The following is a 14,827-nucleotide window of genomic DNA, read 5'->3' on the forward strand; positions in this document are numbered from 1 at the left end:
CGGTCACCGGCATAGTGGGGGGGCTGCACCCGGATCTTGCGGTTCATGACAAATCCCGCGACGGGGGCTCCGCTCCTGAGCCGGACCGGCTCAATCCGTTTGACACAGGGGGAGATTCCGCCCATGCGATCGATACGCCCGCCCGCCGCCCCTCACCGCCCCGGGAGGAGGGCGCTGCGCGCCCGCAGGTCCCCCGTCCTGGCCGCCGCCGCCCTCACCGCCGTCGTGGCGCTGACCGCGACCGGCTGCGGGCCGTCGGGCGACAACGCGGACGCCAAGCCCAGCGAGTCCGCCCAGGACACCTCGGGCGGGGGTGCGATCAAGATCCCCAAGGACCTCCAGGACAAGCTCAAGCAGCACGGCGTCGACCTGGACAAGTGGAAGAACGGGGAGTGGAAGAACTGGGACAAGGACAAGTGGCTCCGGGAGGCCGGGGAGTTCATCAACCCGATCATCAAGAACTTCTGGAACCCGGACAAGATCGACAAGGTCAAGCCGCCCCAGGACCCCAGCAAGCCCTCTGACATCGCCGAGGACCAGGGCAAGACCGACCCGGAGCCGGCGGCGGTCACCGCGCAGCCGGTGAAGACGCCCTACACCTCCACCGCGCCGGGCGTCGGCCTGCTGCTCTTCAGCACGCCGCAGGGCGAGTCCCGTTGCTCCGCCACCGTGGTCAAGGACCCGGCGCACCCGGGCAAGTCCAACCTCGTGTGGACCGCCGCGCACTGCGTGCACGCCGGCAAGAACGGCGGTTGGTACCGGAACATGATGTTCGTCCCGAACTTCAACCGGACCGGGGTGCCGGCCACCCAGATGAAGACCACCCCGTTCGAGGACCGGGTCCCGTCGGGCAAGTGGTGGGCGGACGACATGTCGACGTCCAAGGAGTGGATCAAGGACGGCGGCGCCGTGCCGGGCGTCCCGATGGCCCCGTACGACTTCGCGCTGATGCACGTGAAGCCGGAGGAGAACACCGGCGGCAAGTCGCTGGAGGAGATGGCCGGTGGCGCCTACGCCGTCGACTTCAACGCCCCGGCGATGTCGAAGATCCCGAGCCTGACGGCGCAGGGTTACCCGGCCGAGCCGCCGTTCGACGGCGCGGTGCAGCAGTCCTGCACCGACAAGCCGACCCGGCTGTCGCTGGACGCCAAGAAGCCGACCATGTACCGCATCGGCTGCACCATGACCGGCGGTTCGTCGGGTGGCCCCTGGTTCATCAAGGGTTCGGACGGCAAGCCGGTGCTGGTCTCCAACATGTCGATGGGGCCGCGCCCGGCCCGTTGGTCGGCCGGCCCGCACCTGGGCGCCGAGGCCAAGTCCCTCTTCGACGCGATGAGCAAGAAGTGGGCGAACCAGCAGTAGCGGTGTGAGCGGGCGGCGTCGACGGCGCCGCTCGCTCGCGTACGCACAAGGGTGAGGGCCCGCCCCCGGTCTCCCGGGGGCGGGCCCTCACCCTTGTGCGTACGCGAGCGAGCGTCCGCCCGGACCGTCAGGCGGCCTGGACGAACGGCTGGAACTCGGCGGCCAGTTCCTCGTGGACCCGGGCCTTGAGCACGGTGCCGTCGGCGGTGTGCTCCTCGGAGATGACCTCACCCTCGGCGTGCGCCCGCGAGACCAGGGCGCCCTGGGTGTAGGGCACCAGCACCTCGATCTCGACCTGCGGACGCGGGAGTTCCGCGTCGAGCAGGTCGCGCAGTTCGGCGATGCCCTTGCCCGTACGGGCGGAGACCACCAGGGCGCGCTTCTCCTGGCGCAGCAGCCGCTGGAGCGTCAACGGGTCGGCCGCGTCGGCCTTGTTGACGATGACGATCTCGGGCACATCGGTGGCGCCGACGTCGCGGATCACCTCGCGGACCGCCGCCAGCTGCTCCTCCGGCACCGGGTGCGAGCCGTCGACGACGTGCAGGATCAGGTCGGCGTCGGCGACCTCCTCCATCGTGGAGCGGAACGCCTCGACGAGGTGGTGCGGCAGGTGACGGACGAAGCCGACGGTGTCGGCGAGGGTGTAGAGCCGTCCGCTGGGGGTCTCGGCCCGCCGGACCGTCGGATCCAGGGTGGCGAACAGGGCGTTCTCCACCAGGACGCCGGCGCCGGTGAGGCGGTTCAGCAGCGAGGACTTGCCGGCGTTGGTGTAGCCGGCGATGGCGACCGAGGGGACCTTGTTGCGCCGGCGCTCCTGGCGCTTGACGTCCCGGCCGGTCTTCATCTCCGCGATCTCCCGGCGCATCTTCGCCATCTTCTCGCGGATCCGCCGCCGGTCCGTCTCGATCTTGGTCTCACCGGGACCACGGGTGGCCATGCCGCCGCCGGCCGAGCCGGAGCCACCGCCACCCATCTGACGGGACAGCGACTGACCCCAACCGCGGAGCCTGGGGAGCATGTACTGCATCTGTGCCAGCGAGACCTGTGCCTTGCCCTCCCGGGACTTGGCGTGCTGGGCGAAGATGTCGAGGATCAGGGCGGTCCGGTCGACCACCTTGACCTTGACGACGTCCTCAAGGTGGATCAACTGGCCCGGCGAGAGCTCACCGTCGCAGACCACGGTGTCCGCCCCGGACTCCAGCACGATGTCGCGCAGCTCCAGGGCCTTGCCGGAACCGATGTAGGTGGCCGGGTCGGGCTTGTCGCGGCGCTGGACGAGGCCGTCGAGCACCAGGGCGCCGGCGGTCTCGGCCAGCGCGGCCAGCTCGGCGAGGGAGTTCTCCGCGTCCTGCACCGTCCCGGACGTCCAGACGCCGACCAGCACCACGCGCTCCAGGCGCAGCTGCCGGTACTCGACCTCGGTGACGTCCTCAAGCTCGGTGGAGAGCCCGGCGACGCGGCGGAGTGCCGCGCGTTCGGAGCGGTCGTACTGGTCGCCGTCGCGCTCCCCGTCGATCTCGTGGCTCCAGGCGACGTCCTCTTCCATCAGGGCGTCGGCCCGAAGGCTCTCGGGGAGGCGCTGCCGGTCCTGCGGAAGGGAAGAAGAGGAGGTCATTTGATCCTTCGCGTCGTAGGGCGCCCCGGGGACCGGTCGGTCCCGCCGGGGCTGGCGGTGGCTGTGCCGTTCGCTTTGGTCAACGTCCGGGCCGTCCCGGAGATTCCCGGGGCCGGCCGTCGTCGACCCGTTGATGGTCGCACGGCCGGGAGACGGGCGTCACGCGGGTTTCCGGGTGGTTCCCCCGCGAACGGAAACCACGGGTTTTCGCCCCCGGGCCGCCCGTTCCCGGCCGGCGGTCACCGCTTGTGGAGGTGTGGTGCACCGGGTGTGCCCGGGGCTCGCCCTCCCCTGGTGTGCGCGGACTTGCCGTTCGCCGGCGTCCGCCCCGGTGTCCCGGCCCTCCCGTTCACCGGGGCCTTCTGGGTCGCCGCCTGGGGCTTCCAGTCGGGATGGCCGGGCATCGGCGGGGTCTTGGCGCCGTAGAGCCAGTCCCAGAAGAAGCCGGAGAGGTTGTGGCCGTAAACCTCGGAGGCGAGGTTGATGAAGTCGGCGGTGCCGGCCACCCCGTCGCGGTGCTTGGCCACCCACTCCCGCTCCAGGCGGTCGAAGCCGGCCTGGCCCATCTTGTCCCGCAGGGCGTACAGCACCAGGGCGCTGCCGTCGTAGATCATCGGGCGGAAGATGCCGATCTTGCGGCCCTGGTCGGGGACCTTGGGCAGGGCCGGCGGGCCGGCCTCCGCCCGCCACCCGTCGGACATCTGGTAGGCGTGGCGCATCCTGGCCTCCATGGAGACGCGGGCGCCGCCCTTCTCCTGGGCGTAGAGGGCCTCGTACCAGGTGGCGTGGGCCTCGTTGAGCCAGACGTCGGACCAGCGGCGGGGGCTGACGCTGTCGCCGAACCACTGGTGGGACAGCTCGTGCACCATCACCGACTCCACGTACCAGTCAGGCAGTTGGGCGATGCCGAACAGTCGCTTCTCGAAGAGCGAGAGGGTCTGGGTCTCCAACTCGAAGCCGGTGCTGGCGTCGGCGATCAGCACCCCGTACGTCTCGAACGGGAACGGCCCGACCTTCCGCTCCATCCAGGCCACCTGCTCCGGCGTCTTGGCGAGCCAACGGGCGAGCGGGCCCCGGTCGCCGGCGGCGACGACGTCGCGCAGCGGCAGCCCGTGCGGCCCGCGGTGCGACAGCACGACGGACCGCCCGATGGAGACCTGGGCGAGTTCGGTGGCCATGGGGTGGGCGGTGCGGTACGACCAGGTGCGGCGCGGGCCGCGGGTGCCCTCCCCGACGGGCAGCCCGTTGGCGACCGCCGTCAGGCCGCGCGGCGCGGTGATGTGGAAGGTGAAGTACGCCTTGTCGGAGGGGTGGTCGTTGCAGGGGAACACCCGGTGCGCGGCATCGGCCTGATTGGCCATCGCCAGCCCGTCCTTGGTGCGGATCCAGCCGCCGTTGCCCTTGCCCCGCGGGTCGCTGGTGTGGTGGACGACGACCCGCAACTGCTGGCCGGGGGAGACGTGCGCGGTCGGGGTGAGCACCAGGTGCTCACCGGCCTGCTCGTACCGGGCGGGCAGGCCGTTGACGAGGACGGAACTCACCGAGCCGGCGGCGAAGTCGAGGTTGACGTGGTCGAGGTTGGCGGCGGCCCGGGCGTTGATGACGGTGACCGCGTCCAGCGGCCGGTCGTTGTGGCCCGAGTAGTCCATGGAGATGTCGTACGAGGTGACGTGGTAGCCGGGGTCGCCGAGCGTCGGGAAGAGGCGGTCGCCGATGCCCTCCGGCTCGGGAGGCGGCGGGGCCGCGGCGAGCGTGGCGGCGATCGCGAGGCCGAGGGCGGCGGCCCGGCGGGGGGTCCGGCCGCGGTGCGGGCGGGCCCGCCCGGACGCGGAACGGCCGGCGGTGCGGTGGGGGGCGGGCCCGTCGGGCTCGCGGGAGGGACGGCGCAAGGGAACGGACATGGGCTACCGCTATCAGCGCGGCCCGCCCGCGGGTGGACGGCACGGCAGGACGGCACCCGAACGAGCGGCACGTGCGCCATCCGGCTTGCGCCCGTGCGCCCGATCTGTCCCCGGGTGCGCGGTGCCCTTCGAGCGGCCCCTAGGAGCGCACGGTCGTGGCGGCCCGGACCACGTCGAAGACGCCGGGCACCTGGCGCATCGCGCGCATCAGGGAGGGCAGTCCGTCGGCGTGCGGCAGGTGAAGGGTGTAGGTGTGCCGGACCAGTTGCTCGTGCGGGGGCTCCACGGCGGCGGAGACCACGGCGACGCCCTGCGCGGCGATCGCCTCGGTGAGGTCGGGCAGCAGGTGCGGCCGGCTGAACGCCTCGGCCAGCAGCGTCACCCGACAACCGGGGCCGCCCTTGCCGGCACCCCGCCAGCGCACCCCGACCGGCTGCCGCCCCATCGCCGCCATCCGGGCCACCGCCGGACACAGGGCGCGGTGCACGGTGACCGTGCCGCCGCGGACCGCGAAGCCGGTGACGGTGTCCGGTGGCACCGGGGTGCAGCAGCCGGCCAACCGGACGGTGGCGCCGGGCAGATCGGCCACCGCGAGGCCCGAGGCGGCCGGTGCGCGCTCCGGGCCGGCGGGACGGTGGCCGGGAGAGCGGCGGCGTTCGCTGCGACGGCCGGCGGGCGCGACGGCCGGCTCACCACCGGGGCCCTCGGGCCGGGCCAGCCAGCGGGCGATGGCGAGCCGGGCGGCCGGCGTGCGGGCGTGGTCGAGCCACTCCGGCGAGGGGCCGGCGGAGTCCTGGGCCATCAGCAGGTGGAGGCCATCGCCGTCGTGCAGGACCGTGCCGAGGGTGGCGAGGCGGCCGTTGACCCGGGCGCCGATGCAGCCGTGCGCGGCCTCGCCGTACCGGGCGTAGGCGGCGTCCACGCAACTCGCCCCGGCAGGCAGCCCGATGGGGGTGCCGGGGCCGTCCGCGGCGGCGTCGGTGCAGAAGACGGCGATCTCTCCTTCCTGGGCGAGATCGTCGCGGAGCGAGGTCCAGAAGGTGTCCGGGTCCGGGGTGGTGCGCTGCCAGTCCAGGAGCCGGTCGAGCCAGCCGGGGCGGGTTGGGTCGGCCCGCTCGCCCTCGGGGGCGTCCGCGCCGTCGGTGGGGGCGTACGGGTTGCCCAGGGCGATCACGCCGGCCTCGGCGACCCGGTGCATCCGGTGGGTGCGGATCAGCGTCTCGGCGACATCGCCGCCGGTGCCGGTGATGGCGGTGTGCAGCGACTGGTAGAGGTTGAACTTGGGGGTGGCGATGAAGTCCTTGAACTCCGAGACCACCGGGGTGAAGCAGGTGTGCAACTCCCCCAGGACGGCATAGCAGTCGGCGTCCTCGGTCACCAGGACCAGCAGCCGACCGAGGTCCGCGCCGGTGAGCCGGCCGCGCGCCAGCAGGACCCGGTGCACGGAGACGAAGTGCCGCGGCCGGACGAGGACTTGGGCGTCGATGCCGGCGTCGGCCAGCACCGCCCGGGCCCGGCCGGCGATCGTGGCGAGCGGGTCGGGGCGGCCGGCGTAGGACGCCACCAACTGCTGGGTCTCGGCGTACTCCTCGGGGTGCAGCACCGCGAAGACCAGGTCCTCCAACTCGGTCTTGAGCGCCTGGACGCCCAGGCGTTCGGCGAGCGGGATGAGCACGTCGCGGGTGACGCCGGCGATCCGGGCCTGCTTCTCCGGGCGCATCACGCCGAGGGTGCGCATGTTGTGCAGCCGGTCGGCCAGTTTGATGGACATCACCCGCACGTCGTTGCCGGTGGCGACGAGCATCTTGCGGAAGGTCTCGGGTTCGGCGGCCGTGCCGTAGTCGACCTTCTCCAGTTTGGTGACGCCGTCGACCAGGTAGCAGACCTCGGCGCCGAACTCCGCCCGCACCTGATCGAGCGTCATCTCGGTGTCCTCGACGGTGTCGTGGAGCAGCGAGGCGGTCAACGTCGTGGTCTCCGCGCCCAGTTCGGCGAGGATCAGGGTGACCGCGAGCGGGTGGGTGATGTACGGCTCCCCGCTCTTGCGCAACTGGCCGCGGTGCGAGGTCTCGGCGCGCTGGTACGCCCTGCTGAGGGTGTCCAAGTCGGCGTCGGGATGGTGGTGGCGGTGCACCTTGGCGACGTGTTCCAGGGCGTCGGGGAGTCCGTCGCGCGGAGGCGGGCCGAGCAGTGCGGCGCGGCCGATGCGGCGCAGCCCCCGGAGCGCCGGCCGGGGGCCGCCGCGCCAACGGCCGGCTGTTTCCGGGTTACCAGGGTTCGTGGCCTCTGCGCTCATGGGCACCTCCGGCGGCGTCGACCGGCGGTGGGGCGTCGTCAGTTCGTGCGCCTGGGCCGGTGCTTGATGCTACCGAGCCCATCACGCAGCGCTGTCCGCCTCTCGCTCAGCGTGAATCGGACCACCCCTTCGAGGGAAGTTTCTGGCCGGAATCGTTTCTTCTCGCCGAAACCGCTTCCCCTGGCCGAGGGGCGTGCTCCGGCGCCCCCGGCCGCCCCCGTCAGCCGGCGAGCGCGCCGGTCAGCCACTCCGGCGCGAAGGTGCCCTCGGCGACGATCACGGCCGGGCCGGTCATCTCGACCGTGCCGTCCGGCAGCTCGGTGATGGTCAGCGCGCCGCCCAGCACGTCGACGGTGTACGTCACCGGGGTGCCGGTCGCGGCCGGGTCCAGGCCGTCCCGGCGGGCGGTGGCGACGGCCACCGCGCAGGCGCCGGTGCCACAGGACCGGGTCTCGCCGGAGCCGCGCTCGTGCACCCGCATCGCCACGTGACGCGGGCCGCGGTCCACGACGAACTCGATGTTGACGCCCTCCGGATACACCTCGGCCGGGCCGAACTGCGGCTGCTCGCGCAGCTCCCCGGCGTGCGCCAGGTCCTCGACGAACGCGACGGCGTGCGGATTGCCCATGTTGACGTTGCGGGCCGGCCAAGTGCGGCCGTCGACCTCGACCACCACGCCCTCCTCGGGCAGCGCGGCGCGCCCCATGGAGACCGTGACGTCACCGGACTTGGCGAGGTGGACCCGGCGCACTCCGGCGCGGGTGGCGATCGCCAGATCGCCGGCCTCGACCAGGCCGGCGTGCAGGAGGTACCGGGCGAAGACCCGGACACCGTTGCCGCACATCTCGGCGATCGAGCCGTCGCCGTTGCGGTAGTCCATGAACCACTCGGCCTCGTCGGCCATCGCCCGGGCCTCGGGATGCGCGGCCGATCGCACGACGCGCAGCAGGCCGTCGCCACCCACTCCGGCGCGGCGGTCGCAGATCCTCGCGACGGCGGTCGCGGGGACGTCGAGCCGGCCGTCGGGATCCGGGACGATCACGAAGTCGTTCTCGGTGCCGTGGCCCTTGAGGAAGGCGATGCGCTGGGTGCTGGTCACTCCTGAATCCTACGGGGAGGACGCGGCACCGGCCGGACGGGGCGCGGGCCTGTGGACAACGGGCCTCAGCGGAGGCGGGCGACCCGCCAGATGGCCAGCGCGGCGAGCACGGCGACCACGGTGGCGTAGAGCAGCACCACCCGCCAGTTGGCGCGGCGCCCGGAGCCGCGGACCGGGAGGCCGGGCCAGGTGTGACCGACCCGGCGGGCGGCCATCATGCCGGTGCCCGCGGCGCAGCAGCACAGCAGCAGGCCGAGCATCGCGATCACCGCGCCGCCGTCGCCGCCGAGCTCGAAGGCCAGCGGGAAGGCGAACATCAGCGAGCCGAGGGCGGCCAGCGCCACGATCGGGGCGAGCTGCCACCAGCGCAGCCGCCGGGGCGGGCGCAGATCGCGGAAGGACTCCCCGCCCTCGGGAGCCGGGGCCGGCTCCGCGTCGGGGCCGTCGGAGGCGTCGAGGGTGGCCGGGTGGCCGTCCGCGATGCCGTCATCGGGGGCGTCGGAGCGGTCGTGCGGCGGCTGGTGGGTGTCGTGGACCGCCCGGTCGCCCTCGGGCGGCGGTGCCGCACCGGTGCCGTCCCGGTCCGACTGTTGGGCTCTGTTGCGAGGGCTGGCCTCCATTGCCACGCGCCCTCCCCACTGCCAGATTGCACGCCTCGATCGATGGTCGATGATGACACGGCCTCAGGGGCCCGGATGACGGCCGGAGCGTCCCGATGCCATGACGTGATCAGGCTGTGACCGGTCGTTCGAGCAACGCCAGTGCCAGGGCCGGGAGCTCGGCCCGGCGGTCCGCCGCGCCACTCAGCCAGTGCACCCGCGGGTCCCGGCGGAACCAGGAGTCCTGGCGGCGCGCGAAGCGCTTGGTGGCGCGCACCGTCTCGTCCCGCGCCTGCTGCTCGGTGCACTCCCCGGCCAGGTGGGCGAGCACCTGCTGGTAGCCCAGCGCCCGGGAGGCGGTGCGGCCCTCGCGCAGCCCCTCGCCCTCCAACCGGCGCACCTCGTCGACCAGTCCGGCCTCCCACATCCGGTCGACCCGGGTCGCGATCCGCTCGTCGAGCTCGGGGCGTTCGACGTCCACGCCGATCTGGAGGGTGTCGTAAATGGCTTCGTGGCCAGGGAGGTTGGCGGTGAACGGGCGGCCGGTGATCTCGATGACCTCCAGGGCGCGCACGATCCGGCGGCCGTTGCTGGCCAGGATGGCGCGCGCGGCCTCAGGGTCGGCGGCGGTGAGCCGGGCGTGCAGCGCGCCGCTGCCCAGCTCGGCGAGTTCGGCCTCCAGACGGGCGCGGATGGCGGGGTCGGTGCCGGGGAATTCCAGGGCGTCCAGGGCGCCGCGTACGTAGAGGCCGGAGCCGCCGACCAGGACCGGGGTGCGGCCCTCGGCCAGCAGCCGGTCGATCTCGGCGCGGGCCAGCCGCTGGTACTCGGCGACGTTGGCCGCGCGGGTGACGTCCCAGATGTCCAGGAGGTGGTGCGGGACGCCCTGCCGCTCCTCAAGGGTGAGCTTGGCAGTGCCGATGTCCATGCCCCGGTAGAGCTGCATCGAGTCGGCGTTGATGACCTCGCCGCCCAGGTGTTGGGCGAGCGCGACGCCCAGGTCGGACTTTCCGGCCGCGGTGGGGCCGACGACGGCGATGACCCGCGGTGCGGGGGCGACGGTGTTCACCCCGTCAGTCTCGCAAACCTCATGGGGTCATCTCGAACGAGCGACGTGACGGCGCTCCTGCGGTCTCGTTGCCAGATGACGAGATCCCGAACGCCGGTGCGCTGCCGGGGCCCGTCGGGCGGCGCAAGCGGACGCTCCGGGCGACGAGGGATTTCCCCCACACGAGGAGCGTAGGAGCAGTTATGGGCGTGTTTTCGCGGTTCCGCCGGCGCAAGGACGACGCGGTGCAGGAGAGCGCCGCGGCGGCGGAAACGGGGGCGCAGGCCGCGGCGGAGGCGGCACCGGGGACGGACGACGCGGTCGCCCCGGAGGCGTCCGGGCCGGCGGCGCCGACCCCGTCGGAGCCGGGAGCGCAGGCGGCGGAGGACGGCACACCGGACGACGCCCGGGACGGAGCGCAGGATCGGGTCGGAGAGCCGGCGACCGGCTCGGACGCGGGCGCGGAGCCGAATACGCCGGCGGATGCGCCGGCGGGCGAGGCGACGGACTCGGAAGCAGGGGCGGCCGAGGCCGGTGCGGAGGTCCAGCCTGAGGCCCCGGTGGACGAGGAGCCGGTGGAGGCCGCGGCGCCGGACGAGGCCGCGCAGGACGCCGTCGATGCGGCGGGGGACGGGGCGGCGCCGGAGCCCGTCGCGGCGGTCGTCGCGGAGGGCGGGGCCGGGATCCCGCGGCAGCAGTCGGGGCGGGCCGCTGCGGACCGCCCGGCCGGCGAGGGCACGCGGCAGTAGCCGCCCGCGGCCGGGTGCGGCCGGGCCGCGTGCCCGGCCGCGCCGCCGGCTACGACCAGGCGGCCACGACGTACCCGACGCCGTACGGGGCCTCCTCGCGCAGCAGTTGGCCGCGCAGCCCGGCGCCCTCGGCGGCGCCCGCGAGGACCTGCCAGCAGGACCGCCCGGAGACCAGGAGGTCGGCGGCGAGATCGGCGTCCAGGGCGGCCAGCGCCCCGGTGTCTGCGGCGCCCAGCGCGCGGGCCGCGGCGGTGTCGAACGGTTCGGCCCGCTCGTCGAGGTAGCCGGGCGCCTTGACCGAGCGGCGCGCGCTGCCGTCGCCGAGCACCAGCAGCGCCACCCGGGACGCGGAGTCGGCGAGCTCCCGGCCCCGCGGCAGGCAGCGGTCGAGCGGCAGCCGCTCGGCCACCCCCAGCCCCTCCAGGGGCGCATCGGCCCATGCTGTACGGGACAGCAGCCAGGCACCGACGGCCAGTGAGGGCGGCAACTGCCGTCCGTCAGCCGGTAGTTGCGCCCCGGCGGCCCCCAGCGTCACGTCGAGGTCCACCCCGAAACCGCGGAACGAACCGGGGGCGCCCTGCGGATACCGCCCCGCGTCGGCCTCGTCGGTAACCGGGCCGAGCACCACCAGCCGGTCGGGGCGGGCCGCGGCGAGCACCCCTACGGCGTCCACACAGGCGGCCCGCAACGGGTCGAGCTCCGGTGCGGCGCCCGCGGCGACCTCGGGGACGAGCAGCGGCGGACAGGGGCAGAGAGCGGCGGCTACGAGCATGCACGCAGCGTAACGCCAGGCTCCCCGCGCCCGTCCACGAGTTGGTGGGGGCGGTCGAGATCAGTCGCAGCCGCAGCCCGGCGCGGCGGCCGGCAGCGGCTCGGGGGCACCGATCTTCGGCAGACCGAGCATCACCCCGGCCGGCTTGGCCGCCTCCGCCGCGTTGCGCCTCTCCCAGGCGTCGCCGGCGCGGGTGCGGCGGACATCCAGGACGGGGCCCTCGGCCAGGAGGTGGTGCGGGGCGGCGTAGGTGACCTCGACGGTGACCACGTCACCGGGGCGCACCGGCTGGTCCGGCTTGCTGAAGTGGACCAGGCGGTTGTCGGGCGCGCGGCCGGAGAGCCGCTGGGTGGCGCCGTCCTTGCGTCCCTCGCCCTCCGCGACCATCAGCTCCAGGGTGCGGCCGACCTGCTTCTTGTTCTCCTCCCAGGAGATCTCCTCCTGGAGGGCGACCAGGCGCTCGTAGCGGGCCTGCACGACCTCCTTGGGGATCTGGCCGTCCATCTCGGCGGCCGGGGTGCCGGGCCGCTTGGAGTACTGGAAGGTGAACGCCTGGGAGAACCGGGCCTCGCGGACGACGTGCATGGTCTGCTCGAAGTCCTCCTCGGTCTCGCCGGGGAAGCCCACGATGATGTCGGTGGTGATGGCCGCGTGCGGGATGGCGGCGCGCACCTTCTCGATGATGCCGAGGTAGCGCTCCTGGCGGTACGAGCGGCGCATCGCCTTCAGGACGGTGTCCGAGCCCGACTGGAGCGGCATGTGGAGCTGCGGCATCGCGTTGGGCGTCTCGGCCATCGCCGCGATCACGTCGTCGGTGAAGTCGCGCGGGTGCGGGGAGGTGAAGCGGACCCGCTCCAGCCCCTCGATCGAGCCGCAGGCCCGCAGCAGCTTGCTGAACGCCTCGCGGTCGCCGATGTCGGAGCCGTAGGCGTTGACGTTCTGGCCGAGCAGGGTGATCTCGGAGACGCCCTCGGCGACCAGCGCCTCGACCTCGGCGAGGATGTCGCCGGGCCGGCGGTCCTTCTCCTTGCCGCGCAGGGCCGGGACGATGCAGAAGGTGCAGGTGTTGTTGCAGCCGACCGAGATGGAGACCCAGGCCGCGTAGGCGCTCTCCCGGCGGGTCGGCAGCGTGGACGGGAACGCCTCCAGCGAGTCGGCGATCTCGACCTGCGCCTCCTCCTGGACGCGGGCGCGCTCCAGGAGGACGGGCAGCTTTCCGATGTTGTGCGTGCCGAAGACGACGTCCACCCAGGGCGCCTTCTTCACGATGGTGTCGCGGTCCTTCTGGGCCAGACAGCCGCCGACCGCGATCTGCATACCGGGCCGCCGGGCCTTGACCGGCGCGAGCCGGCCGAGGTTGCCGTACAGCCGGTTGTCGGCGTTCTCGCGCACCGCGCAGGTGTTGAAGACGACGACGTCGGCCTCGCCCTCGCCGGTGCCCTCAGGGGCCCGTACGTAGCCCGCGCCCTCCAACAACCCCGAGAGCCGCTCGGAGTCATGGACGTTCATCTGGCACCCGTAGGTGCGCACCTCGTACGTTTTCACTTCCGCCACTGCTCCGCCGGCCACGTCGTTACCGCTCACCCGTCCAGGGTACGGGCTCCCGGCGGGGCCTTCGGCGGCCGTGCGCGCGGGGCGGTGCCGCGGGGCCGGCGGGACGGCGTTACGCGGCGGCGAAGCGGGCCCGCGGCGCGCCGCGGAGCCGGCCGGGCGGGAGCTTCCGTCCGAACGCGACCAGCAGCAGGTCCTGGGCGCTGCCGCGGAGCGGGTCGCCGGTGCCGTAGGACCAGTCGAGGTCGTCGGCGTGCAGCGCCACCCCGTCGAGGTCGACGCCGAAGAACTTCATGCCGCGCGGGGTGAGGCCGTCCAGGAGGACCCGTAGCCGGTCCTCGGGGACGCGGCGGTCCAGGCCGAGCGGGACGGCGATGTCCAGGCCGTGCAGGACGTCGTGGCCCAGGGCCGCCGTGAAGCCGCCGACCGGCGGGGTCCAGGGATGGTGCGCGTGGTCCCGGAGGGCGGCGGCGAGGGCGGCCGGTGGGAGGGCCGCGGCGTCCTTACGGGCGAGCCGGTCGGTCATCCGGTGCAGGCCCCGGGCCCTGACCACCTCGGCGACGACCCGGGGGAACGGGTAGCGGAAACCCATGGACATGTGGGCGGCGACCTCCCGCACCCGCCAGCCCGTACACAGCGTGAGCGCGTCCCACTGCTCGGGCGCGAGGGCGTCCAACAGGTGGGCCAGCTCGCGTCGTTCGGCGGCGATCGCGGCGCGGATGTCCATGGTTCCTCCCCGTCTACGGTCCGGCCCGGTGGGCGGGTGGGCCGGCAGGTCTCCAGGATCTTGCCGGCTACCGCCATAAGTCCAAGAGCCTGTTCTTCTCGCCCCTAGAACTTGTGGTGATGGAGCTGCAGAATGCGTGGTCATGGAGCTTCGGCAGTTGCAGTACTTCGTCGCGGTGGCGGAGGAGGCCAGCTTCACCCGGGCCGCGGCCCGTCTCCACCTGGCGCAGCCGGGGATCAGCGCGCAGGTCCGGCAGCTCGAACGGGAGCTGGGGCAGTCCCTGTTGGACCGCTCGGGACGGTCGGTGACGCTGACCGAGGTGGGCGCGGCCGTGCTCCCGTATGCCCGGGCCGCGCTGGCCGCCGTCGAGGGGGCGCGGCAGACGGTGGCGGAGTTCACCGGGCTGCTGCGCGGCCAGGTCACCCTCGGGCTGGTGTCGGGGGCCGCGCCGGCGCGGGAGGCGGAGGTGGCGTCCCTGTTGGCGGACTTCCACGACGTGCATCCCCAGGTGGACGTCGCGCTCGCCGCGGACAACTCGGAGCGGATGCTCGCGGCGCTCCAACGGGGCGAGTTGGACGTGGCGTTGCTGGGGACCGTCGACGCGGAGCCGCCGGCGGGGCTGTCGTTCCAGATCGTGGCCGACGAGCCGCTGGTGGCGGCGGTCGTCCCGGGCAGCCCACTGCTGGCGGTCGCGGACGACGGGCGGATCCCGCTGACGGCGCTGCGCGACCACCCCCTGATCAGCCTGCCGCGCGGCACCGGGATCCGCGGGGTGCTGGAACGCGCCTGCGCCGACGCCGGGTTCCGACCGCGGATCGCCTTCGAGGCGGCCGGGCCACAACTGCTGGTCGGGCTCGCGGCCCGCGGTCTGGGCGTGGCGGTGGTCCCGGAGTCCGCCGCGGCGGGGGAACCCGGGCTGCGGACGCTGTCCTTCCGTGGGGCGCGGCCGCGTGGCCGGATCGCGCTGGCCTGGCGGGCGGACGGACCACCAGGGCCGGCGGCCCGGGCACTACTGGAGCGACTGCGGACGGCCTTGGGAACAACGGGCGGGAGGGGTGTCTGGACGGAGGCGAAGACGTAACGTTTCACCCCCTCCCGCAGGCGCGTC

12 protein-coding genes are annotated in these 14,827 nt (G+C 73.7%); 3 read left to right on the plus strand and 9 right to left on the minus strand.

What is annotated here, in order from left to right:
• Window positions 1-123 precede the first annotated feature (123 nt).
• Window positions 124-1,362 carry a trypsin-like serine peptidase gene (locus PV796_RS11490; RefSeq protein ID WP_274912853.1) on the plus strand — a complete coding sequence of 413 codons (1,239 nt, stop codon included), beginning with the start codon at window positions 124-126 and terminating at the stop codon, window positions 1,360-1,362.
• Window positions 1,363-1,489: 127 nt separating this feature from the next.
• On the opposite strand, the gene hflX is transcribed toward PV796_RS11490, so the two are convergent.
• The 6 genes from hflX to miaA all read right to left on the minus strand — a co-directional run bounded on the left by hflX (window position 1,490) and on the right by miaA (window position 9,941).
• Window positions 1,490-2,977: a GTPase HflX gene (gene hflX, locus PV796_RS11495; RefSeq protein ID WP_274912854.1), complete on the minus strand. Its 1,488-nt coding sequence runs from the start codon at window positions 2,975-2,977 to the stop codon at window positions 1,490-1,492.
• 239 nt (window positions 2,978-3,216) lie between these two features.
• Entirely contained in the window at window positions 3,217-4,878 is a 1,662-nt protein-coding gene (locus PV796_RS11500) for a M1 family metallopeptidase (protein WP_274912855.1), read from the minus strand.
• Window positions 4,879-5,017: 139 nt separating this feature from the next.
• On the minus strand, window positions 5,018-7,174 hold the full coding sequence (locus tag PV796_RS11505; RefSeq protein WP_274912856.1) for a RelA/SpoT family protein: 2,157 nt from the start codon (window positions 7,172-7,174) through the stop codon (window positions 5,018-5,020).
• A 220-nt stretch (window positions 7,175-7,394) separates the two neighbouring features.
• Window positions 7,395-8,273, minus strand: coding sequence for a diaminopimelate epimerase (gene dapF / locus PV796_RS11510; protein ID WP_274912857.1), 879 nt, complete (start codon window positions 8,271-8,273; stop codon window positions 7,395-7,397).
• Window positions 8,274-8,338: 65 nt separating this feature from the next.
• The gene (locus tag PV796_RS11515) at window positions 8,339-8,893 is read right to left on the minus strand and encodes a hypothetical protein (RefSeq protein ID WP_274912858.1); all 555 of its coding nucleotides are present in this window, start codon (window positions 8,891-8,893) and stop codon (window positions 8,339-8,341) included.
• A 109-nt stretch (window positions 8,894-9,002) separates the two neighbouring features.
• A complete protein-coding gene (gene miaA, locus PV796_RS11520; protein ID WP_274912859.1) occupies window positions 9,003-9,941 on the minus strand; it encodes a tRNA (adenosine(37)-N6)-dimethylallyltransferase MiaA in 939 nt (312 codons plus the stop codon).
• A gap of 182 nt (window positions 9,942-10,123) precedes the next feature.
• Between miaA and PV796_RS11525 the strand changes: the two genes are divergently transcribed.
• A complete protein-coding gene (locus tag PV796_RS11525; RefSeq protein ID WP_274912860.1) occupies window positions 10,124-10,669 on the plus strand; it encodes a hypothetical protein in 546 nt (181 codons plus the stop codon).
• Window positions 10,670-10,718: 49 nt separating this feature from the next.
• Here the strand turns inward: PV796_RS11525 and PV796_RS11530 are convergent, their stop codons facing one another.
• The 3 genes from PV796_RS11530 to PV796_RS11540 all read right to left on the minus strand — a co-directional run bounded on the left by PV796_RS11530 (window position 10,719) and on the right by PV796_RS11540 (window position 13,719).
• The gene (locus PV796_RS11530) at window positions 10,719-11,441 is read right to left on the minus strand and encodes a class III extradiol dioxygenase subunit B-like domain-containing protein (RefSeq protein WP_274912861.1); all 723 of its coding nucleotides are present in this window, start codon (window positions 11,439-11,441) and stop codon (window positions 10,719-10,721) included.
• A gap of 60 nt (window positions 11,442-11,501) precedes the next feature.
• On the minus strand, window positions 11,502-13,010 hold the full coding sequence (miaB, locus tag PV796_RS11535; protein WP_376568047.1) for a tRNA (N6-isopentenyl adenosine(37)-C2)-methylthiotransferase MiaB: 1,509 nt from the start codon (window positions 13,008-13,010) through the stop codon (window positions 11,502-11,504).
• Between the two features lie 94 nt (window positions 13,011-13,104).
• Window positions 13,105-13,719 (minus strand): maleylpyruvate isomerase family mycothiol-dependent enzyme, encoded by a 615-nt coding sequence (locus PV796_RS11540; RefSeq protein ID WP_274912862.1) that lies wholly within the window; start codon window positions 13,717-13,719, stop codon window positions 13,105-13,107.
• A gap of 142 nt (window positions 13,720-13,861) precedes the next feature.
• Here PV796_RS11540 and PV796_RS11545 point away from each other — a divergent pair, with 142 nt between their 5' ends.
• Entirely contained in the window at window positions 13,862-14,800 is a 939-nt protein-coding gene (locus PV796_RS11545) for a LysR family transcriptional regulator (protein ID WP_274912863.1), read from the plus strand.
• Window positions 14,801-14,827: the final 27 nt, after the last annotated feature.

Source organism: Streptomyces sp. WZ-12, assembly GCF_028898845.1.
Taxonomy (GTDB): Bacteria; Actinomycetota; Actinomycetes; order Streptomycetales; family Streptomycetaceae; genus Streptomyces.